The following is a 20,519-nucleotide window of genomic DNA, read 5'->3' on the forward strand; positions in this document are numbered from 1 at the left end:
CAAACGAACAGGCGGGATGCGCTGAAGGCATCCCGCCTGTTTTTTGTAGAGCTATTGCATCAAGCAGTGGCGCGGCTCAGAACTCCGTCCAGTCCGCATCCTTTGCCGGAGCAGCGGCTGCCTGGCTGCCGCCGCCGAAAGCGCTCATCAGCTTTTGGCCGAGCGCGCGGGCCGGTGAGGGAGCAGGGCGTGCCTTCGCCCCTTCGACAGCGCGCACCGGTGCTGCGGTGGGCCGCGGCGCGGGGCGAGCGGAGGCGCGCGGCGCGTAGTTCGATGAAGCTGCCGAAACATTGCCGCCCTCGGTTCCGGTCATGCGGAACTGGCCGAGCAGGGCGGTCAGCGAGGCGGCCTCCGTTGCCAGGCTATGGCTGGCGGCGGTGCTTTCCTCGACCATGGCGGCATTCTGCTGCGTGCCATGATCCATTGCGTTCACCGCGGTGTTGATCTCCTGCAGGCCGGCCGATTGTTCGCGCGACGCTTCGGCGATCGCGTGCACATGCCGGTTGATCTCCTGAACTTCGGAGACGATGGCGTCGAGCGCCTTGCCGGTCTCCCCGACCAGGTTGACGCCGGTCTGCACATGCGTGCCGGATGCCGTGATCAGCGATTTGATCTCCTTGGCGGCGTTGGCCGAGCGCTGTGCCAGTTCGCGCACTTCTTGTGCGACGACCGCAAAGCCCTTGCCGGCTTCGCCGGCGCGCGCTGCTTCGACACCTGCATTCAAGGCGAGAAGGTTGGTCTGGAACGCGATGTCGTCGATCACGCCGATGATATTGCCGATCTCGGACGAGGATTTCTCGATCTGCTGCATGGCGCTGACGGCATTGCGGACGATCTCGCCCGACCGTTCGGCGCCGGCACGCGTGTGGGCGACGAGCTGGCTGGCTTCTTCCGCCCGCTTGGCGGCGTCCTTGACCGTCGTGGTGATCTGCTCAAGGGCGGCGGCGGTCTCTTCAACGGATGCGGCCTGCTGTTCGGTGCGCTTGGAAAGTTCGTCGGCGGAGCCGCGGATTTCATTGGCGCCGGCATTGATGGCGCGCGCATTGGCGCCGACTGCCTGCATGGCTTCGTTCAGCTTGCTGAGCGAATTGTTGAAATCCTGCCGCAACTGGTCGAGATGGGCAACGAACTGCGTATTGATGCGGGTGACGAGATCACCCTCCGCGAGGCGCTTCAGGCCATCGCCAAGCGCCTGCACTGCCTGTTGCAGATGCGCAGCTTCGGCCGCCCGCTGCGCCTCGTGTTCGGCGCGCTCGTTGTCGCTGAGATTGCGATCGGCTTCGGCTTGCGCTTCCAGGCGGGTACGTTCGATGGCGTTGTCGCGGAAAACCGAAACTGCCGAAGCCATCTGGCCGATCTCGTCACGACGGTCAAGACCGTCGATCTCGCTCGTCGTATCACCGCCGGCGAGCGTCACCATGCGGCGATGCAGCCGCGTCAAGGGCGTGGCGATGCCCGTCTGCGCGACATAGACGCCAAGGGCCATGGCGAGAAGCGTCAGAGTGCCGAGAATGACAAGCGAGTAGTCGATCGCGGTATTGATGTGGGCAGACAGGGCATCGGCGCCCTTATTCAACCGGTCGGTCAACCCATTGTTGTTCTCTTGCATCTTGCCAACGAGCGCGCTCAACTTGTCGCTCACGTCGGCCATGCCTGCTTCTGCGCCTCCCACGTCGCCGCTCTTACGCAGGTCGATCACCTTGTTCGTCAGCGCTTCCAGCTCGTCCATGCCGGCGAGGATCTCATCCATTTGCGCCTTTTGCGAAGGAACCAGACTTTCGGCCTGCTTCAATCGGTTCTTGGCCTCGCTAAAGCGGCTTTTGTCGCCGGCAATCGCCTTGAAGGCCGCGCTGTCGGGATCGAAATTCAGCATCAGGCTCGCCTGCAGCACCGAATTCAGAATGGATGTGCTTGAGCGGGTGCCCATGTACGCGGCGACAGCCTCATTGTCGAGGAAGGCGCTGTAGGCCTGGTCCGCCTTGCGGAATTCGTTGACGATGTAAAGCAGCCCGGCGAAGGAGATGATCCCGAGAAACAGGATCACGGCGAACATTTTGGTTTTGATTTTCAGGTTCCTGAACATGACGATCCGCCCGAGGGATATCGCGCCGCATCGGACGGTAGCGCACAATGGCCCGCTCGCCTGGGAGAGGCGGCGGACTTAACGCTTGCTGCCCGATGCACGCAGGTGAAGCCGAATTCTTGTGGGATACCTTGCGAAGAAGGTTCGGACGACTTGCGTCATGCGATCAGCTTCCGGAGCCGACGTCGTCGATGCCACAAATAGAATCGATAGAGCTTAATCGACCGCTAACGCCGACAGCTTTCGGGCCGAATTATACTGCGCATTCATGCTTTTTTGGTGCGCTGCAACCGCCTGGTACGATCATGGTTGCAGCTCAGCTTGAGGAAGCCGCGCGGCTGTCAGTCAGGGCGTGATATTCTCCCCTCGACCCGACTCTGCTACACCGGTTTCGACATCAGAGATCTGCACATTCGACTGGAGGCTGGATCGTCATCATGCCTGTTTGCCTTTCGTTTTTGGGATCGGTGGCAAGGCTTACGGCAGGCGCGGTGCTGATCGCCCTGTCTTTAGCCATGCCTCTTCCCGCGCAAGAGCCGCCGCCCGGCCTGCCGATCCTGTTCGATTCACGCGAGCGATTGCCGAAGCCGGATCTTTCCTCGCTGGTCAGGCTGCGCTTCCTGACGTCCGTCGATTTCCCGCCCTTCAATTTCGCCGATCAGAACGGAAAGCTCGCCGGCTTCCATGTCGATCTTGCCCGCGAGATCTGCGGCGAGCTTGGTATATTGGACAAATGTCAGATCCAGGCGCTGCCATTCGATGAACTGCAGGGCGCGCTTGCCAATTCGCAGGGTGATGCGGTGATAGCCGGCGTTGCAGTGACGCCCGAGCTGCGCAAGAACTTTGCCTTCTCACGCCCCTTCCTGATGTTGCCCGCTCGATTTGTCCGCAATCTCAAGGCGTCGATCGGAGGCACGACGGCGGCCGCACTCGCCGGCCACTCGGTGGGTGTGGTCAAGGGAACGGCACATGAGGCGATGCTTACCGCCTTTTTCCCTGTGATTAAGCAGGTTCCCTTCGACGATAAGGACGCGCTTTTGGCGGCAGTCAAGGATGGGAAGGTCGACGCCGCTTTTGCCGATGGGCTGCAACTGTCCTTCTGGGTGTCCTCGCCCTCAGCCGAAAAATGCTGTGCGCTGCTTGATGGACCTTATCTTTCGCAGCAATTCCTCGGCGAGGGGATGACCATCATGTTGCGCCAGCAGGACGCCGATCTGACGGCCGCCATCAATCACGCGCTGGCGACACTGTCACGTGACGGCCGGCTCCAGGAAATCTATCTGCGGTATTTCCCTTACGGACTTTACTGAAGCAATTCCAGGAAAAGTGCGACGCAGTTTTCCGTCCGGAATCGCGTAAAAACAAAGGAATAGAACGGGAAAGCGATTCCGTGAAACGCTGAACCGCTCTAATGAAGTTCTCAGCCCTTGCGGTAGCGGGCAATGGCGCTGCGCTCGATCGCGGCGCAGGTGAGCTTGTCGAGACCAAGACGATCGCGCAGCAGGCTGAGCAAGCGCAGTTCCTCGGCCTTGACCGAGAAATCGGCTGAGGCAACCTCGACGGCAAGCGCATAGGCGGTGTCATAGAGCCGCGCGGGCAAGGTGTCGCGCACTGTTTCCAGCACGATATCGAGCCCTTCGCTGCCGGCGAGAAGCTTGGCGCAATCGCGCGAAACGGAGATCAGCCTCTCGTCATCGAAACCATCGAAAACCGGCAGTGCGTGGATCAGCTCGCCAATCCGTCCCAATTCCTTGTCGTTCATTGTCCGATCGACGGCAGATGCGATCACCATGACGTAGATCAGGGCTTCATGAGCGGAAAGCGGCTTGTTCATGGCAGTGCAAAATCCTTCAGTTTGGCAGCAGACTAGAAAGTCGCGCCTCTCATGACAAGAGCGCGTGTCGGAAGCGTGGCGTCAGATCGGATTGAGCGGATTTTCCTTGGCTGGGGGAGGCCCGAGCGTTGATTTTCCGCCCGCTCGCGGATCGTCGCCATAGATGCCGCGTTTCTGCTGCTTTGCCTGCTCCGCAAGGGCGACCAACGGCGATCCTGCTTCGGGTTCGGCCCAGCCGAAACGCACCAGCCATTCGCTGAGATCGACGCGAACATAGCGGCAGGCGCCGGTCACCGTACCTTGCCAGGTCGGGCTCGGCAGGTCGCAGTCGATGGTGCGGCCGCGGAGATACATGCGGAAAGCGGTACGCGCCGCGGCTCCGCAGGGCCAGCTCTTGCCATTCGGCCCGGTGCACATCCGGTCGACATCGGTCGGAATGATGCCGGGGAGCTGCACGTTCTTGCCGGCGATGGTCAGTATGCCGGCGCGGTCAGAAAATGGCCGCACCAGCTCCACCGGCTTTACCTGCTCGCTTGGCTTTTCATCGCTGCCGGCCGAAGCTTTCTGCGATGGCGGTTCGTTGGGTACGGTTCGGTGGGCCGCGGCCGCCTGCTCTCTGTCCACCTGATCGGCCGGCCCTCGGCCCGCATTGGTTTGGTTCGAAGAATCCGGCTCTGCTTTTTCCGACTCCGGCGTCGTATTCGTCTTTCGCGGAGTCGCCTGCGCCGATTGCGCTTCGCTCTGATCCGCTGGGGTTGTCTTCCGCTGCTCCAATTCCGTCGATGCCTTGCTGTCAGTTTGCTTTGGCGGCTGCGCGGCAACGTCAGCGTTGCCCTTGTCGATTTGATCCGCGCTGGTGGCGAGAAGAGCTTTCGCCGTGTCTTCCGGTGTCGATGTCGGGGCTACGGTGGGGGGCGAGGCGGATACTGTTGCAGCTGACGTCGTCGGCGGCGATTGGTTGCCGTCGTCGATCGTCCCCGGAGCTGTGATGCTTGGTGCGGCCGGTGGCGTTTGCTCGGCAATGGCGGCAGGCGGCACCGAGATTTTGTCGTCCGGCTTTGTCTCGCCCGCGGGCGTTGCCTCCTGCTTGGCTGTATCGGCAGGCGTCTGGCTCGGAGCGGTCGTTGTCGGAATGGTGTCGGCCTTGGCTGTTTCCGTCGGCGTCGGTGCGGTCACCGCTGTATGGCTCTCCGTTTCGATTCTGGTCTCGGCTTTGTTCGGCCCGAAACCATGCTCCTCGACTTGCACGGCAATCAGTGTCAGCCATGAACCGATGATCACACCCACCAAACTTGCCAGCCAAATATCACGACGCATAACGAGAAAACTTTCCTATTGGCTGGCCCAAATGATGCGCGCAATCCACTCTACATCCGCAAGGTCGAAGCTACGATTCGGATGTTCCGGGTTGAGCGACAGCAGTTCGATCGACCGAGCGCTCTGTCGCAATAGCACCTTGGCCATGACTTCACCCTCGCGGGTCTTGACCACAACCCGATCATTGCGTCTGATCTGTGCGCCCGGCTCGACGATCAGCACGTCGCCGTCACGATAGAGTGGCAACATGCTTTCGCCCTGCACCTCGAGCGCGTAGACACCGCCCCTTTGCCCAGGTGTCGCCGGAAATTCCACCATGTCCCAGCCCTGGCCGACCGGAAAGCCGCCGTCGTCGAAAAAGCCTCCGGCACCGGCCTGCGCGAAGCCGAGCAGCGGGATAGGGCTTGCCGGCGGGGGCAAAGCGCGATCGGACGTGCCGCCGGGTCCATCCACCGAGCGCATGAAGCTTAGAAACTGCTCCATGCTGGCCCCGGTCGCGTCAAGCACCTTGGCGATCGATTCCGTCGACGGCCAGCGCAGGCGCCCGTCCTGGCTCAGCCGCTTCGACTTATTGAATGAGGTGGGATCGAGGCCGGCGCGACGGGCAAGACCGGACGCTGTCAGGGCATGCCGTTCGGCAAGCCTGTCGATTGCGCTCCATATCTGCTCATGTGACAGCATCGCCGTTCAGCACTCGGGAGCTGGAATATCCAGCATTTGACCTTAAAGAAACGTTAACCGAGGCTCTATCGCGAGTAAAGGGCGGTGTAGGAATAAGGTCCTTTATCCCCTTGCTTTCATTCCTGATTCCAGCCGTTCAGGTTTTCTGCGGCTGTGCCTTGTTGTCGGGCGCCTCGTTCTGGAATTCCTTCGCCATGCCCATGAAGCCTCGCATGAATTTCTGCATGATGCTGAGGGTGCGGTCGATATCGGCATCGCTCGGCAAGCTCGATCCGCCGTTCGAGGCCGCAGCCTTCTCCAGCTTCGAGACGCGCTCGGAGAGACGATCAAGTTCGTCTTCATAGGCCGCGCGCTCGTCGGCGGCCATGCGGCAGACCAGATTGCCGTTCTGATCCTGGCAGATCGACATGGCGCCTGTCTGCTTGTCCAGGCGGATGAAATGATCGCCGCTACGCTCGAGCTGGAAGCGCGCTGAGTCCGGCTCCGCTGCGTGGCCCGGCGTGGCGAGAAGAAGAGCGGCGGGCAGGATGAAGGCCGCAAGGCCTGATACCATTTCCTTCGTCATGTCATCCTCCGGATTTTCTGCGTTTTGATCCCAAATAATATGCGTTGGCCGTGGACATCTGCAGCGGTTTTCGTGCAAAGCCCTATGAGGGATAAACGTTACACAGGAATGATGACCGCGATGCCAGTGGTTTACAAGATCGTGCCGGATACGCTGTGGCAGCAAGCCAGACAAACCGGGGTTTTTGATGGCGCAGCGATCGATCTGACCGATGGTTTCATCCATTTCTCGACGGCAAGGCAAGCCAGGGAAACGGCGGCGCGGCATTTCGCCGACCAGACCGGCCTCCTGCTGGTGGCGATCGACGGCGACGCGCTCGGTGACAAGCTGGTCTTCGAGCGCTCTCGCGGCGGCGATCTCTTCCCCCATCTCTATGCGCCGCTGCCGCTTTCGGCGGTGCTTTGGGAAAAGCCGCTGCCGCTCGGTCCCGACGGTGCGCATGTGTTTCCGGAGATGCCGGAGTGATCGGCGCCCTTCGCGATCTTGGCCGGCGCGGCCTTTTCATGTTCGATCCCGAGACAGCGCATGGCATGTCGATAGCGGCGCTGAAATCCGGTCTCGTTCCGGCATGCCGGACCGACGCCGATCCGCGTCTCCGTCAGACCGTGGCCGGGCTGGATTTCGCCAATCCGCTCGGCATGGCTGCAGGCTATGACAAGAACGCCGAGGTGCCGGAAGCGCTGTTGAAGCTCGGCTTCGGCTTTACCGAGATCGGCACGGTGACCCCAAAGCCGCAACCCGGCAATCCGCGCCCGCGCATCTTCCGTCTGGTCGAGGACGAGGGCGTCATCAATCGCCTCGGCTTCAACAACGAAGGCCATGAGGCGGCTTTCCGGCGTCTTCAGCCGATCCGCGGCAAGGGCATCATCGGCGTGAACATTGGCGCCAATAAGGATAGTGCCGACCGCATCGCCGATTACGTCGCCGGCATCCGCCGTTTCTATTCCGTCGCGCGCTATTTTACCGCCAATATCTCTTCACCTAACACGCCGGGCCTGCGCGACCTGCAGGCGCGCGAAAGCCTTTCAGCGCTGTTGTTGGCAGTCCTTGCCGCCCGCGACGAAGAGGCGGCGAAGACGGGCAGAAGAATTCCGGTCTTCCTGAAGATCGCGCCGGATCTGACCGAGGAGGGCATGGACGACATTGCCGCCGAAGTTTTGGCGCACGCGCTGGACGGATTGATCGTCTCGAACACCACGCTTTCGCGCGACGGCTTGAGGGATCAGGTTCAGGCACAGGAAGCCGGCGGCCTCTCGGGAAAACCGCTCTTCGAAAAATCGACGGTGGTACTCGCAAAGATGCGCCGACGCGTCGGCGCCGCTTTGCCGATCATCGGCGTCGGCGGCGTTTCATCGGCCGAAACGACGCTGGAAAAGATCAAGGCCGGCGCCGATCTGGTGCAGCTCTATTCATGCATGGTCTACGAAGGCCCCGGTCTGCCGGGCCGCATCGTTACCGGCCTGTCGAAGCTGCTCGACCGCGAGCGTGTCGGCTCGATCCGCGAGCTGCGGGACAGCAGGCTCGATCATTGGGCCAGCCGAAACGTCTGATCGGCCCGCTTTTTCAGCCCCATGACGAGGAAAATGCCGCGGAACAGCAGGAAGGCGTTCATGGCCAACCATAGGCCGTGATTGCCGAGGGTAGGCACAAAGACCGCAAGTGCTAAAAGGTAGCCGGCAAACGACATCAGCATGCGATTGCGCATGTCGCGCGACCACGTGGCGCCGATGAAGACGCCGTCCATCAGGAAGGCGAGCGCGCCGGTCAGCCCGGTGATGGCGGCCCAGGGCAGGTAGCTTTGGGCGGCGGCGCGCACCTCTTCCGAGGTCGTCAGCAGGCGGATCAGCGCCGGGCCGATGGTGAAGAAGAACGCGGCAGCGGCAAGCGCCAGCCCGAAGGACCAAAGCCCGGTCAGCTTCACCCCGCGCTCGAAGGCCGGGCGGTAATTGGCTCCGATCGAGCGGCCGGTGATCTGCTCGGCGGCATTCGCCAGCCCGTCGAGGTAATAGCCGGAAAGCAGAAAGAAGTTCATCAACACGGCGTTGGCAGCGAGCGTTACCGCGCCTAACGTGTTGCCGATGCGTGTCATCAGCGTGAAAGCGCCGATCAGCACGAAGGTGCGGATTAGGATATCGCGGTTGAGCGCGAAGAGTTGCGTGAGCTTGGCGCGCGAGAGCAGCTCGGCGCGGGCGGGCCGCGGTTCGCCCGAAAAGCTGCGCAGCACGATCGCAAGACCCGTGAGTGCGCCCACCGCCTCACCGATCAATGTGCCCCAGGCGACACCGGCGACGCCCCAGCCGAGCCCCAGGCCGAGCAGGATTGCGAGGACGATGTTGACGCCGTTGATCAATGTCTGCAGCAGAAGCCCGATGCGGCCCTGACCGCGCCCGAGCACGAAACCGAGAATGGCGTAGTTGGCAAGCGCAGCAGGGCCGGAGAGCATGCGGATCGAGAAATAGGTGCGCGTTGCATCGGCAATGCCGCCCTCAGGCCCCATGAGCTTGATGCCGAGCCAGAGCAATAGGGGCGACAACAGGAGAAGCAGCAGGCCACATCCGAGCGCGGAAAGGAGCGCCCGCCAAAAAACCGCTTGCTGCTCATGCCGGTCGCGGCGGCCGTAGGCTTGCGCCGTCAAGCCGGTCGTCGATGAGCGCAGGAAGTTGAAGCTCGCGAAAATGAGATCGAAGAGCACTGCACCGATCGCCAGCCCCGCCAGCGCATCGGGTTGGCCGAGGCGCCCGACGACGGCAGTATCGGCAAGGCCGAGCAATGGCGTCGTCATGAAGCCGAGCGTCATCGGAATGGCGATAGACAGCACAAGCCGGTGCGTCACCTCGAACGGCAGAACCCTTCCGCTATGCTCTTGATGATCCATGTCCGGTCAGCCTCTCCTCAATTCGAAGAGAGCACCATGGACCAATAGGGCTTGTCGCTGGAAGAGGGGTTATAGGCGAGAGCGACGCCGAGGCCGTTATAATTGCCGAGCATGTTGTGCAAATGCTTCGGCGAATTGATCCAGGCCGTCACAGCGGCATTCACGTCGCGCTGACCTTCCGCAATGTTTTCGGCGGCCGGCAGCTTGACACCGCTTGCCTTGACGCGCTTGCCGAAGTTGTCGCCGATACCGATCAGGTGTTCCATCTTGCCGGCATCGGCCATGCGCTTGGCCTGGTAGATTGCTGCGTTGCTGGCAGCCGAATCGACCTTGAGCGGCGGCAGCCCGTTCTTGGCACGCAACGAGTTGACGAGCGGCAGGGCGGAAGCGGTCTCGTCGTTGGCGGGCGTGTTGGAGACATGGGTGGGTGGCGTGGCGCAACTCGCGACGATGGCAGCAAGCGCAAGGCCGGTGAGACGCAGTGCGTGGCGCCGCGTGGAAAGCGAAACTTTAGGGATCATATTTAGCGGCTGTGGTTGAAGAGGCGGAGGATAATGAAGAGCGGAATGACGATCGTGGCGCCGAGCATCAGATAATCGCCGAACTCGCCGAGCGCGGCAAAACCGCTGTGCCAGAGATCAAGAACGAAGCGGCGAAAGCCATATAAAAAATCCATCGGACGCCAGCCGAAGAATTTCATCACGAAACCGACGATCAGCGACACGATGATGAGCTTCACGAGTGTGCGACCGGGCGAGTCGCCCAGGAACCTGTTCACCTGATCGGACATGCGGCTGTCTCCATGATGCCTATCGAGCGGTTTTGAGATAAGGCTGCGCCCCGCGACTCGCAAGCGCTTTTGCCCCGTACTACCTGAAACACATGCTTACCTGAAACAAATGTCTGCCTGAAATAGGACTTGAGTTTTTTTGTGGCCGCGTCCAAAGGCGGGTGCCAAACAGGACCGAAATCATGCTGCCGAGCCAGCTTTCCTCCGGCGACGTCATTGCCGACCGCCGCGCCGACTATGCGAAGATGCTTGCCGAAAGCGGCGAGCCGGCTAGCGCTGCCGAATTGATGGAGCAGGCGCTGGAGCTGACGCCGGGCTGGGCGGCCGGCTGGTATACTCTCGCAACCTATCGCGAAAAGGCGGGGAATACGCAAGGTGCCGTCGAGGCGCTGAACCAGGTCCTGGCCCTCGACGCCGGCGATGTCTTCGGCGCCCGGTTGAAGCTTACGGTTCTGGGGGCGATCGATATGCCGGATCAGCCACCGAGCCGCTATGTCGAGCGGCTGTTCGATGACTATGCCGACCGGTTCGAGACATCGCTGATCGAAAAGCTCGGCTACACCGTGCCGCAAAAGCTCGCAGCTCTGATCGCCGCTACGACCGGCATGCCCGTGCATTTCCGTCTTGCCGTCGATCTCGGCTGCGGTACCGGTCTGTTCGGTCCGGAAGTCCGCACGCGGGTCGATCGGCTGGAAGGATTTGATCTGTCGAAAGGCATGCTCGCGAAGGCGGCCGAAAAGGATGTCTACGACCACCTCGGCCAGGCCGATTTGTCGCTGGAACCGGATCTATCAGGCGTTTTCGATGCCGGGCTCACCCCGGGCCGCGCGGATCTGATCACTGCCGCCGACGTGCTTATGTATCTGGGTAATCTGCATGGCGTGATGGCGATCGTCCGCAAGCTGGCGGTCGATGACGCCGTCTTTGCTTTTTCGGTGGAGGATGCGCAGCAGCCGGCGGGTTATGTGCTGCGCGATTCCCTGCGCTTTGCTCATTCGGAGGCCTATGTGAGGGAGATATTGGCTGGTCACGACTTTGTCGTGCAGGACCTGGCCCGTAGCGTCATTCGCATGGATGCCGGAAAACCGGTCCATGGCATTCTGTTCATTACCCGCAAATCGGCCTGATTATTCGAATCTTGCGAATTCAAAATAGGTCAGCATTGCTTACGTATTTCGCTTGATTGTCGCCTGAGCTTTTAGCAGAAAGCCCTTGCAACACAGGGAAAGCACATGGCGAACGTGAAGAGCGCTTTTGGCGTCTGGAATACATCCGCGACCCGGCATTCATGGGCCGAGGACATTCAGGGCATATTGTCCGGCAGCCTGATTTCGTCGCTCGGGCTGTTCTGCCTTTCAATCGCGGGTCTTCTGACAGGCAGCACCGCCGGCATCGCTTTCCTGCTGCATTATGCGATCGGCGTGAATTTCGGTCTGGCCTTCTTCGTGGTCAATCTGCCGTTCTTCTATCTGTCGCTGAAACAATTGGGCCCGGTCTTCACCATCAAGACCTTCATCGCCATCGCGCTGACCTCGCTGTTCACCAATTTGCAACCGCTCTTGTTCGATGTAGCTCACATCAATGCTCTGTGGTCGGCGCTGCTCGGCGGCATCCTGCTCGGCTTCGGGCTGCTCGCGCTCTATCGTCACCGCGCCAGCCTCGGCGGCGTCGGTATCTTGGGCATCTATCTGCAGGAACGTTTCGGGATACGTGCCGGGCTTGTCCAGCTGGGGGTCGACATGTGCGTGCTCGCTGTCGCCTTTACGGTGACCACGCCCTCCGTGGTCATCTGCTCCGTGTTGGGCGCAATCGCGCTCAATCTCTTCGTCGCGATCAACCATCGGTCGGATCGCTACATCGCGCTCTGAGCTGAACGGAAGCCTTACTGCTTGCGGGTCTGGTCGGACTCCGCGATCGCTGCTTCGTGATACCAGCTATCGAAGGCGGCCGTGCAGATGCTTGGGCCTATGTCGGGAGTTAGGTTTACTTTCTCGCGTCGGCCGGCAGGGATTGGGCGAGCTGTGATGGGAAACTGATAGATCTTTGCCGTTTCGCGATGGGAACTGATCGCCATTGTGATGTCTCTCCCTTTTTGGTGTTCAAGCGGGCGCGCTTCAAGAGACTGCTTATATATAGCAGAGTCCCTCTCCATTTTTGAGATAGCTGCTCAAAAAAAATGCAAAAGGTTGAAATTATAGGCAATTTTAAAGTTTTACTGCTGGGAATGTGGTTTTCGAGAGTGCGATTGCTGCGTTGCTTCGAATCTGCCGCACTGCGACAAGTTGGCAGCACCTTTCGGCCAAGTTGCTCACGATTTTGAGAGAATCGGACATCGAGCGAGTCAAAATCAGCCAAAATTGACTCCGATTTGTGCATTTTTCTTCGAGCGGCAACGCATCTCACGCAATTTGGCATGTCAAATGCATGTCACATGGCGGCCGTGGGTGGTGAAGATTTCCGGGCGGGCGCCTTCGAATTCTCTCCGCTTCGGGTAGTTAACCCTTATGAGGTGCGTAATGACAAAATATAAGCTCGAGTATATTTGGCTCGACGGGTACACCCCTGTACCGAACCTGCGCGGCAAGACGCAGATCAAGGAATTTGCTGATTTTCCGAAGCTTGAAGAGCTCCCGCTCTGGGGCTTCGATGGCTCGTCGACGATGCAGGCCGAAGGCCGTAGCTCGGATTGCGTGCTGAAGCCTGTTGCCGTTTACCCGGACCCGGCTCGCACCAACGGCGCTCTCGTCATGTGCGAAGTCATGATGCCCGATGGCGTCACCCCGCACGCTTCCAACAGCCGCGCGACCATCCTCGATGACGAGGACGCATGGTTCGGCTTCGAGCAGGAATACTTCTTCTACAAGGACGGCCGCCCGCTCGGCTTCCCGGAATCCGGCTACCCGGCTCCGCAGGGACCGTACTACACCGGCGTCGGCTACAAGAACGTCGGCGACGTCGCCCGCGAGATCGTCGAAGAGCATCTCGATCTTTGCCTCGAAGCCGGCATCAACCACGAAGGCATCAACGCCGAAGTGGCCAAGGGCCAGTGGGAATTCCAGATTTTCGGCAAAGGCTCGAAGAAGGCTGCCGACCAGATCTGGATCGCTCGCTATCTGCTGCTGCGTCTTTGCGAAAAGTACGGCATCGACATCGAGTTCCATTGCAAGCCGCTCGGCGACACCGACTGGAACGGCTCGGGCATGCACTGCAACTTCTCGACCAAGTTCATGCGCGAAGTCGGCGGCAAGGCCTATTTCGAAGCGCTCATGGCTCAGTTCGACAAGAACCTGCAGGACCACATCGCCGTCTACGGCCCGGACAACCACATGCGCCTGACCGGTAAGCATGAAACGGCTCCGTGGAACAAGTTCAGCTATGGCGTTGCCGACCGTGGCGCATCGATCCGCGTTCCGCATTCCTTCGTCAAGAACGACTACCGCGGCTACCTCGAAGATCGTCGTCCGAACTCGCAAGGCGACCCCTACCAGATCGCTTCCCAGGTTCTGAAGACCATCTCGGAAGTTCCGACCTCGGCTGCTTCGGCTGCTGCGTGATTGTTATTTCTCCCGGCACGCCGGGATAAAGACAAAATAAAAAGCGCGGGATTCCAGTCCCGCGCTTTCTCGTTTTACGAGGTCGTCCTCAAGCAGCCTTGCTGGCCGCGTCGACCGGATGCTGCGACCGGAAGCCAACAGCCAGGCGATTCCAGATGTTGATCACGCCGATTGCGACGGTGATCTTGACGATCTCCTCTTCGCTGAAGTGCGGCTTCAACGTATCGAAGGCAGTATCCGGAATACCTGTTTCGGCAATCTTCGTCACCGAATCGACCCAGCCGAGCAGGGCGCGTTCGCGCTCATCGTAAACCGGCGATTCCCACCATACGCACATCAGGTTGATCCACTGCTCGCTGAGCCCATCGTGCCGGGCTTCCTTGACGTGCATGTCGACGCAATAGGCGCAGCCGTTGATCTGCGAAGCGCGCAGCTTGATGAGGTGAATGAAGCGGCGTTCCAGGCCCGAGCTCTGTACGAACTGCTCGAGTGCTGCAACGGCCTTGTAGGATTCGGGCGAAGCCTTGGCGAAATTCAAACGGGGATGCATGGGTCTCTCCTTGTGGTTTTGGGTTTATCGGTTCGTTCTGCGCTCGTTCACGGCAAGGAAGGCGCAGCCTCTTGCCGCGACGGCGCCGTCGTCACTCGCCGCGAGATCGGCGAGGACATCGGCAATGGTGGTCTTGGCGAGCTCGGCACGGTACACCCGCTCGGCCGCCAGCATCGCCGCGCTGATACCGCACGGCTTTACGAAATATTTTCCGGGCAGTGGGTTCGGCCCGCGCTGGCGGATTTCGGCGCAGCGAAAGGCGGGCGCCGGCCCCTCGACGCCAAGCACGATATCGAGCAGCGTGATGTCTTTCGGCAGTCGCGCCAGCCGATAGCCGCCCTTCGGGCCGGGCACCGTGTCGAGAATTCCGGCGCCGGAAAGCGCCTGCAGATGTTTCAGCAGATAGCTCACCGACACCCCGTGAAACTCGGCAATCGCAGCCGCCGAAAGCACACCGCCTTCCGATAGGCCCGCCAGCATCGCGACGCTGTGAATGGCCTGCTCAACGCCTTCGCCGAGTTTCATCGTTCGTCCTCTTTCTATCGTGGATATTTTTTATCCGTGATTATGGGAGGTGTCAAGGAGGGGTATCGTGTGTCTGCGGCGGATCAACTCGTGACCTACGGTTTAATCACTTTATCGCGCACCAAAAGATTGCTTTGGAGGTACACGCAGACTTGAGCGTGAAGCAAGCCGACAGCAACGGACAAGATCAGACGCGGACGATCCCAGTGCTGTGCGGGCAGTAACTATTGTAGGCGATCAACCATACCTTGCAAAAAATCGGCAGCGAGAGCATGTTCCTGTTAGGAGAAACAGAACATGGCACCAAAACCCAAAGCAGTTGAAGTCAATGCAGAAGTAGAAACTAACAACAATTCGCAAAGCTCGACGAGTGCTGCGCAGCGTAAGATTCCAGGTAACTTACCCTATTTAACGGCAAGCGGAACTCTAAAGAAGGCGCTAGATGGTATTATACCCGCGTCACGACCGGACAAATTCAATGCTGATTTTCTAGAGAACGTGCTCAAACTCAGCGGTGGAGGTGCTAGGGCCTGTATCCCTATACTCAAAAAAAATGGGTTTTTTGACAAGTGATGGGGTGCCAACCGAACTGTATGCAAAATTTCGAACAGATGGGGGCAGAAGTTCGGCGGCCACACAAGGCCTTCGTGCAGCATTTCAGGAAATATTCAAACGCAGCGAATGGGCTCATACGGTTGATGACGCCAAGTTGCGCGATATCGTGGTGGAAGTAACCGGCCTCGGCCCATCGGATCACATCCTGAAGGCGATAATAGCAACGTTCAAGGCCATAAGGTCTTTCGTGGTTCCCGGCTTGGAAAGAGATGATGCAGTGCCCATCACTGGAGTTGAAGAAGTGGAGAATGCGAGCACGGGAGTAGGTGTCGCGCCGAGTTCCAACGGAGATATCCGCCTCGCATACAACATCAATATCGTACTTCCTGAAACCTCTGACTTAAAAGTGCTCAACGCCATTTTTCGGAGCATAAGGGAGAACTTGATGCGATGAACGCTGAGGAACAGGTCGAGTTATTTGTGTTAAAATGCGCATCCTTGAAGATTGCCGTGGATGACGTTAGCCCCGGAGCAGCGGTCGACGACATAGGCGTGGTGCTTGATCAGCCAGGGATTAACTCGTCTCTTGAACAGTTTTCTCAAGAGGTTCGGACGAATGCCAATCGAATGGCTGAATATTATAAACTCTTCTACATGCTCGAGAATGATATACGAAAACTGATCGACGATACGCTGATAGAAGCCCACGGCGCGGACTGGTGGGACAAACACTCGCCGAACAGCGCAAAAGAGGAATGCAAGGCTAACCAGCAGCGAGAGAAGGATGCTGGTTTCACAAGCCGCTCAGATAACGAGTTGGACTATATCTCCTTTGGCCAACTGGGAGACATCATTCGCAACAACTGGGATCTCTTCGGGGGAATCCTCAGCAATCAAAAGGCCCTAGGTCGCGTTATGTACTCGCTCAACAATCTGCGCGGTCCGATCGCTCATTGCGGTCTTCTGGCTGAGGATGAAGTTGATCGGCTCAAATTAACCGTGAAAGATTGGTTTCGCCTACTTGAAGGGCCGAAGTAAATTCCGGCTGAAAGAGCGCCCACGGATAAATATAAGCATACGAATTTCGGAGTGCTTCTATCCCGTAGTAAACACACTTCCTTAAACGGCCACGAACACCGCTTGGGCCTAGACGGTAGACTGCACGATCGTTGCGAGTTGTGGGATTGAGCTCGGTCCGAGCCAACCAAGTCCCGCTTCCTATCCTCCGCATTTCGACTACATTTGCCCCGTGGACAAGATCGATTCAGAGCGCCGCATCGCCTTGCCTGCCCCTTTCGTCCGCTGGTTCGCGGAAAAGGGGTGGCAGCCGCGTGCCCATCAGCTCGAATTATTGGCCCGCGCCGAGGCTGGCGAGAACACGTTGCTGATCGCGCCGACCGGGGCAGGCAAGACCTTGGCTGGCTTCCTGCCCTCGCTCACCGATCTGACCCGCCGCGGTAAAATCCCGCCGGGCTCGGCCTTCACCGGCATCCACACGCTTTACATCTCGCCGCTAAAGGCGCTGGCTGTCGATATCGAGCGCAATCTGACGAAGCCGGTTACGGAAATGGGACTACCGGTCTCTGTCGAAAACCGCACAGGCGACACACCAAGCGGTAAGCGGCAGCGCCAAAAACTCAACCCGCCGGACATCCTGCTGACGACGCCGGAACAGGTGGCGCTGCTGCTCGCCAATCGCGAGGCGGAGCGTTTCTTCAAGGACTTGAAATACATCGTCCTCGACGAGCTGCATTCCCTTGTGACGTCGAAGCGCGGCCATATGCTTTCGCTCGGCCTTGCGCGTCTTCGCAAGCTTGCGCCCAATCTGCAAACCATCGGCCTGTCGGCGACGGTTGCCGAGCCGATGGACCTGCAGAAATGGCTGGTGGGACAGGAGGAGGGGGCGGAGCGGCATGCCGGTCTGGTGATGGTCGACGGCGGCGCCAAGCCCGATATTTCGATCCTCAGGACCGAGGAACACATCCCCTGGTCCGGCCACTCCGCCAAATATGCCATCCCGGACATCTATCGCGAGCTGAAGGAGCATCGGACGACGCTTCTCTTCGTCAACACCCGCTCGCAGGCAGAAATGCTGTTTCAGGAGCTGTGGTCGGCCAACGAAGACAATCTGCCGATCGCGCTCCATCACGGCTCGCTCGATGTCGGCCAGCGCCGCAGGGTCGAAGCCGCCATGGCGGCCAACAGGCTCCGCGCGGTCGTCGCCACCTCGACGCTCGATCTCGGCATAGACTGGGGCGATGTCGATCTGGTCATCCATGTCGGCGCACCGAAAGGCGCATCGCGCCTTGCCCAGCGCATCGGCCGTGCCAATCACCGCATGGACGAGCCGTCAAAGGCGATCCTCGTGCCGGCCAACCGTTTCGAAGTGATGGAATGCCAGGCGGCACTCGACGCCAACTATGTTGGCGCGCAGGATACGCCGCCGGTCGGCGCCGGCGCGCTCGATGTCCTTGCCCAACATATCCTCGGCATGGCCTGTGCCGAACCTTTCGACATGCTGGAGCTTTACGACGAGGTCCGGAGTGCTTCGCCCTATGCGGATCTGCCCTGGGAGACGTTCGAGCGCATCGTCGATTTCGTCGCCACCGGCGGCTATGCCCTGCGCACCTATGAGCGTTATGCCCGCATTCGCAAGACACCGGAGGGTCGCTGGCGTGTTTCCAATCCGCAGGTGGCGCAGCAATATCGCCTGAATCTCGGCACCATCGTAGAAGAGGCAATGCTGAACATCCGGCTGGTGAAGCGCAATGCGCTGGGGTCGCTCGGCCGCGGCGGCGCGCCCCTCGGCAAGGTCGAGGAGTATTTTCTCGAACAGCTTTCCCCCGGGGATACGTTTCTCTTCTCCGGCAAGGTTCTGCGTTTCGAAGGCGTCCGCGAGAATGAATGCCTGGCTTCGCAGGCCTTTTCCATGGATCCGAAAATTCCCTCTTATGCCGGCGGCAAATTTCCGCTATCCACCTATCTCGCCGACCAGGTGCGCACGATGATCGCCGATCCCGATCGCCGGCATCGTTTGCCGGATCAGGTGCGCGACTGGCTCGAGCTGCAGAAGGACAGGTCGCTGCTTCCGAAGCGCGACGAGTTTCTGATCGAAACCTTTCCGCGCGGCAACCGCGCCTACATGGTGGCCTATCCCTTCGAAGGGCGGCTGGCGCACCAGACGCTCGGCATGTTGCTGACGCGGCGGCTGGAGCGCGCGGGAGCCAAGCCCATGGGCTTCGTCGCGACCGATTATTCGCTTGGCATATGGGGATTGGAAGATATGGGGCTGATGATCGCCAACGGCCGTCTCAGCCTTGCAGATCTCTTCGACGAGGACATGCTCGGCGACGATCTCGAAGCGTGGCTCGATGAATCCTTCCTCTTGAAACGCACATTCCGCAATTGCGCCGTCATCGCCGGGTTGATCGAGCGCCGCCATCCCGGCAAGGAAAAGACCGGCCGGCAGGTGACGGTGTCGGCCGATCTGATCTATGACGTCCTGCGCAGCCACGAGCCTGACCATATCCTGATGCAGGCGACCCGGCAGGATGCGGCAACGGGGCTTTTGGACATTGGCCGTCTTGGAGATATGCTGAAGCGAATCAAGGGTCATATTACCCACCGGGCGCTGGATCACATCTCGCCGCTCGCCGTGCCGGTGATGCTGGAAATCGGCAAGGTGCCGGTGCCGGGCGAGGCTCATGACGTGGTGCTGGCGGAAGCAGCTGACGATCTGATCCGCGAGGCCATGGAATAAGGCATGTAAGATCATGCCAAACAATGAAGGCAGACGAGCTTGATGAACCGCCTGGCGCTTGCGCGAGAGATGAACGGCCAATTCAGGAACGGTTTGACGCCCGCATCGGGCGTCGAGACCGCCGTTCACGGCATTGCCGCCGTCTGCGATCCGCTGGGCGCGCTTTATCTGCCGGACGCCAGGATTCTCGTCGTTTCGGATCTGCATCTGGAAAAGGGCGCAGCCTTCGCACGCCGCGGCATGCTACTGCCGCCTTACGATACGCTGGCGACGCTGACTGTGCTTGCCGCGGTCATTTCCCGCTACGATCCGAAACTTGTGGTCTCGCTTGGCGACAATTTCCACGACCGTGTTGGCTCGGAATACCTGCCGGAGGAATTCCGCGGCCTGATCGTCAACATGGCGCGCGGCCGCGAATGGATATGGATCAACGGCAATCACGATCCGGATGGCACGGTCGATCTGCCCGGTCGCTCCGTCGATGAGATGCATTATGGTGGATTGACCTTCCGCCACGAACCGAAGGGCGGCAGGCAGGCCGGCGAGGTCGCCGGCCACCTGCATCCCTCCGCCACTGTCCGCCGTCGCGATAAGTCCGTTCGCCGCCCGTGCTTCGCCACCGACGGCGCTCGACTGCTGATGCCCGCTTTCGGTATCATGACCGGCGGGCTCGACCTGCGACACAAGGCCATGGCCGGATTGTTCGACCACGAAAGTCTCATCGCCCATGTGCTCGGGCGTGACCGCATCTATTCGGTGCGCTTCGGCAATCTCTCGGCCTAAGCGGCCTTTGCGGGCTCGTAGCGCAGAATTACCGCGCCGGTCTTCAGAGGCGTGGATTCGAGCAGCTTCATCGGAATCTGTTCCGCCGCCGGCTTGAAATGCGGGTTGCCGCAGCCGAGGACAACCGGGACGAGGCAGATGCGGATTTCATCCACCAATCCCGCTTTCAGCAGCGTATCCGCCACCTCGGCGCTACCGAAGACGAAAATGGTCTTGCCCGGCTCTTCCTTCAGTTTCTCAGCCTCGGCGACGATGTCGCGAACGATGCGTGTATTGTTCCACTCCGCCTTGTCCATCGTCCGTGAGGCGGCGACCTTGGCGATGCCGTTCATATAGGCGGCGATCTCGGGCGCTTCCGTCGCGGTCGGCCAGTAGGCGGCCATGCCTTCATAGGTCTTGCGGCCGAAGATCAGCAGATCGCCCTCCTGGCCGAGTTCGGTCGCATAACGCTCCAGCTCGTCGCCCCAGGCGAGCATGTGGAAGTCCAGGTCCCAGGGTTTCGTTCCCTCGAAATAGCCATCGAGCGTCATGAGATTCCAGACAACAAGCTTTCTCATCGGTCTCCTCCTTAGCGACAACCGTATCATAATCAAAACTAGTTGCTAAAAGCAAGCAGTTGAAAACTAGCGAGACTGGTGGCAAAATGC

At 59.9% G+C, this 20,519-nt stretch carries 23 protein-coding genes; 11 read left to right on the forward strand and 12 right to left on the reverse strand.

Features of this window, described 5'->3' with window-relative positions; genetic code table 11:
- Window positions 1-76 precede the first annotated feature (76 nt).
- Complete coding sequence (locus CCGE525_RS03755) at window positions 77-2,083, reverse strand: methyl-accepting chemotaxis protein (protein ID WP_120703111.1); 2,007 nt, start codon at window positions 2,081-2,083, stop codon at window positions 77-79.
- A 437-nt stretch (window positions 2,084-2,520) separates the two neighbouring features.
- Here CCGE525_RS03755 and CCGE525_RS03760 point away from each other — a divergent pair, with 437 nt between their 5' ends.
- Entirely contained in the window at window positions 2,521-3,393 is an 873-nt protein-coding gene (locus CCGE525_RS03760) for a transporter substrate-binding domain-containing protein (protein WP_120703112.1), read from the forward strand.
- A 110-nt stretch (window positions 3,394-3,503) separates the two neighbouring features.
- Here CCGE525_RS03760 and CCGE525_RS03765 read toward each other — a convergent pair whose 3' ends face one another.
- The 4 genes from CCGE525_RS03765 to CCGE525_RS03780 form a co-directional block, all read right to left on the reverse strand.
- Complete coding sequence (locus CCGE525_RS03765) at window positions 3,504-3,917, reverse strand: tellurite resistance TerB family protein (RefSeq protein ID WP_104821932.1); 414 nt, start codon at window positions 3,915-3,917, stop codon at window positions 3,504-3,506.
- A gap of 81 nt (window positions 3,918-3,998) precedes the next feature.
- A complete protein-coding gene (locus tag CCGE525_RS03770) occupies window positions 3,999-5,234 on the reverse strand; it encodes a thermonuclease family protein (protein WP_120703113.1) in 1,236 nt (411 codons plus the stop codon).
- Window positions 5,235-5,249: 15 nt separating this feature from the next.
- Complete coding sequence (locus tag CCGE525_RS03775) at window positions 5,250-5,915, reverse strand: S24 family peptidase (RefSeq protein ID WP_120703114.1); 666 nt, start codon at window positions 5,913-5,915, stop codon at window positions 5,250-5,252.
- A 136-nt stretch (window positions 5,916-6,051) separates the two neighbouring features.
- Entirely contained in the window at window positions 6,052-6,480 is a 429-nt protein-coding gene (locus CCGE525_RS03780) for a hypothetical protein (RefSeq protein ID WP_120703115.1), read from the reverse strand.
- Window positions 6,481-6,588: 108 nt separating this feature from the next.
- On the opposite strand from CCGE525_RS03780, the gene CCGE525_RS03785 reads away from it, so the two are divergent.
- Both CCGE525_RS03785 and CCGE525_RS03790 read left to right on the forward strand, forming a co-directional pair.
- The gene (locus CCGE525_RS03785; protein ID WP_120703116.1) at window positions 6,589-6,945 is read left to right on the forward strand and encodes a DUF952 domain-containing protein; all 357 of its coding nucleotides are present in this window, start codon (window positions 6,589-6,591) and stop codon (window positions 6,943-6,945) included.
- A complete protein-coding gene (locus CCGE525_RS03790; protein WP_120703117.1) occupies window positions 6,942-8,030 on the forward strand; it encodes a quinone-dependent dihydroorotate dehydrogenase in 1,089 nt (362 codons plus the stop codon). Before CCGE525_RS03785 ends, CCGE525_RS03790 begins: the two co-directional genes overlap by 4 nt.
- On the opposite strand, the gene CCGE525_RS03795 is transcribed toward CCGE525_RS03790, so the two are convergent.
- The 3 genes from CCGE525_RS03795 to CCGE525_RS03805 are packed head-to-tail and all read right to left on the reverse strand — an operon-like array spanning window position 8,006 to window position 10,145.
- Window positions 8,006-9,355 (reverse strand): MATE family efflux transporter, encoded by a 1,350-nt coding sequence (locus tag CCGE525_RS03795; RefSeq protein ID WP_120703118.1) that lies wholly within the window; start codon window positions 9,353-9,355, stop codon window positions 8,006-8,008. The two genes, CCGE525_RS03790 and CCGE525_RS03795, sit on opposite strands and share 25 nt — an antisense overlap.
- Before the next feature lie 17 nt (window positions 9,356-9,372).
- Window positions 9,373-9,876 carry a CAP domain-containing protein gene (locus CCGE525_RS03800; RefSeq protein WP_120703119.1) on the reverse strand — a complete coding sequence of 168 codons (504 nt, stop codon included), beginning with the start codon at window positions 9,874-9,876 and terminating at the stop codon, window positions 9,373-9,375.
- A gap of 2 nt (window positions 9,877-9,878) precedes the next feature.
- Complete coding sequence (locus CCGE525_RS03805; protein ID WP_120703120.1) at window positions 9,879-10,145, reverse strand: DUF6460 domain-containing protein; 267 nt, start codon at window positions 10,143-10,145, stop codon at window positions 9,879-9,881.
- A gap of 182 nt (window positions 10,146-10,327) precedes the next feature.
- Between CCGE525_RS03805 and CCGE525_RS03810 the strand changes: the two genes are divergently transcribed.
- A complete protein-coding gene (locus CCGE525_RS03810) occupies window positions 10,328-11,272 on the forward strand; it encodes a class I SAM-dependent methyltransferase (RefSeq protein ID WP_120703121.1) in 945 nt (314 codons plus the stop codon).
- Window positions 11,273-11,377: 105 nt separating this feature from the next.
- Window positions 11,378-12,013 (forward strand): YitT family protein, encoded by a 636-nt coding sequence (locus CCGE525_RS03815; protein WP_120703122.1) that lies wholly within the window; start codon window positions 11,378-11,380, stop codon window positions 12,011-12,013.
- 14 nt (window positions 12,014-12,027) lie between these two features.
- On the opposite strand, the gene CCGE525_RS03820 is transcribed toward CCGE525_RS03815, so the two are convergent.
- The gene (locus CCGE525_RS03820) at window positions 12,028-12,219 is read right to left on the reverse strand and encodes a DUF2735 domain-containing protein (RefSeq protein WP_120703123.1); all 192 of its coding nucleotides are present in this window, start codon (window positions 12,217-12,219) and stop codon (window positions 12,028-12,030) included.
- Between the two features lie 442 nt (window positions 12,220-12,661).
- Between CCGE525_RS03820 and CCGE525_RS03825 the strand changes: the two genes are divergently transcribed.
- On the forward strand, window positions 12,662-13,699 hold the full coding sequence (locus tag CCGE525_RS03825; protein WP_120703124.1) for a glutamine synthetase beta-grasp domain-containing protein: 1,038 nt from the start codon (window positions 12,662-12,664) through the stop codon (window positions 13,697-13,699).
- 88 nt (window positions 13,700-13,787) lie between these two features.
- On the opposite strand, the gene CCGE525_RS03830 is transcribed toward CCGE525_RS03825, so the two are convergent.
- Both CCGE525_RS03830 and CCGE525_RS03835 read right to left on the reverse strand, forming a co-directional pair.
- Window positions 13,788-14,249, reverse strand: a complete 462-nt coding sequence (locus tag CCGE525_RS03830) for a carboxymuconolactone decarboxylase family protein (RefSeq protein WP_120703125.1) — start codon at window positions 14,247-14,249, stop codon at window positions 13,788-13,790.
- A gap of 24 nt (window positions 14,250-14,273) precedes the next feature.
- Complete coding sequence (locus CCGE525_RS03835) at window positions 14,274-14,774, reverse strand: RrF2 family transcriptional regulator (protein ID WP_120703126.1); 501 nt, start codon at window positions 14,772-14,774, stop codon at window positions 14,274-14,276.
- A gap of 297 nt (window positions 14,775-15,071) precedes the next feature.
- Here CCGE525_RS03835 and CCGE525_RS39515 point away from each other — a divergent pair, with 297 nt between their 5' ends.
- The 5 genes from CCGE525_RS39515 to pdeM all read left to right on the forward strand — a co-directional run bounded on the left by CCGE525_RS39515 (window position 15,072) and on the right by pdeM (window position 19,872).
- Entirely contained in the window at window positions 15,072-15,347 is a 276-nt protein-coding gene (locus tag CCGE525_RS39515; protein ID WP_162950123.1) for a DUF5343 domain-containing protein, read from the forward strand.
- Window positions 15,328-15,783, forward strand: coding sequence for a DUF5343 domain-containing protein (locus tag CCGE525_RS39520; RefSeq protein ID WP_120703127.1), 456 nt, complete (start codon window positions 15,328-15,330; stop codon window positions 15,781-15,783). Before CCGE525_RS39515 ends, CCGE525_RS39520 begins: the two co-directional genes overlap by 20 nt.
- Window positions 15,780-16,367, forward strand: a complete 588-nt coding sequence (locus CCGE525_RS03845; RefSeq protein WP_120703128.1) for a Swt1 family HEPN domain-containing protein — start codon at window positions 15,780-15,782, stop codon at window positions 16,365-16,367. The genes CCGE525_RS39520 and CCGE525_RS03845 overlap by 4 nt, the downstream gene beginning before the upstream one ends.
- A gap of 211 nt (window positions 16,368-16,578) precedes the next feature.
- Window positions 16,579-19,089 (forward strand): ligase-associated DNA damage response DEXH box helicase, encoded by a 2,511-nt coding sequence (locus CCGE525_RS03850; RefSeq protein WP_120703129.1) that lies wholly within the window; start codon window positions 16,579-16,581, stop codon window positions 19,087-19,089.
- Between the two features lie 42 nt (window positions 19,090-19,131).
- Window positions 19,132-19,872: a ligase-associated DNA damage response endonuclease PdeM gene (gene pdeM, locus CCGE525_RS03855; RefSeq protein WP_120703130.1), complete on the forward strand. Its 741-nt coding sequence runs from the start codon at window positions 19,132-19,134 to the stop codon at window positions 19,870-19,872.
- Here pdeM and CCGE525_RS03860 read toward each other — a convergent pair.
- Complete coding sequence (locus CCGE525_RS03860; RefSeq protein WP_120703131.1) at window positions 19,869-20,429, reverse strand: dihydrofolate reductase family protein; 561 nt, start codon at window positions 20,427-20,429, stop codon at window positions 19,869-19,871. The genes pdeM and CCGE525_RS03860 overlap by 4 nt on opposite strands.
- Window positions 20,430-20,519 lie beyond the last annotated feature (90 nt).

It is taken from the genome of Rhizobium jaguaris (genome assembly GCF_003627755.1).
Classification (GTDB): domain Bacteria; phylum Pseudomonadota; class Alphaproteobacteria; order Rhizobiales; family Rhizobiaceae; genus Rhizobium; species Rhizobium jaguaris.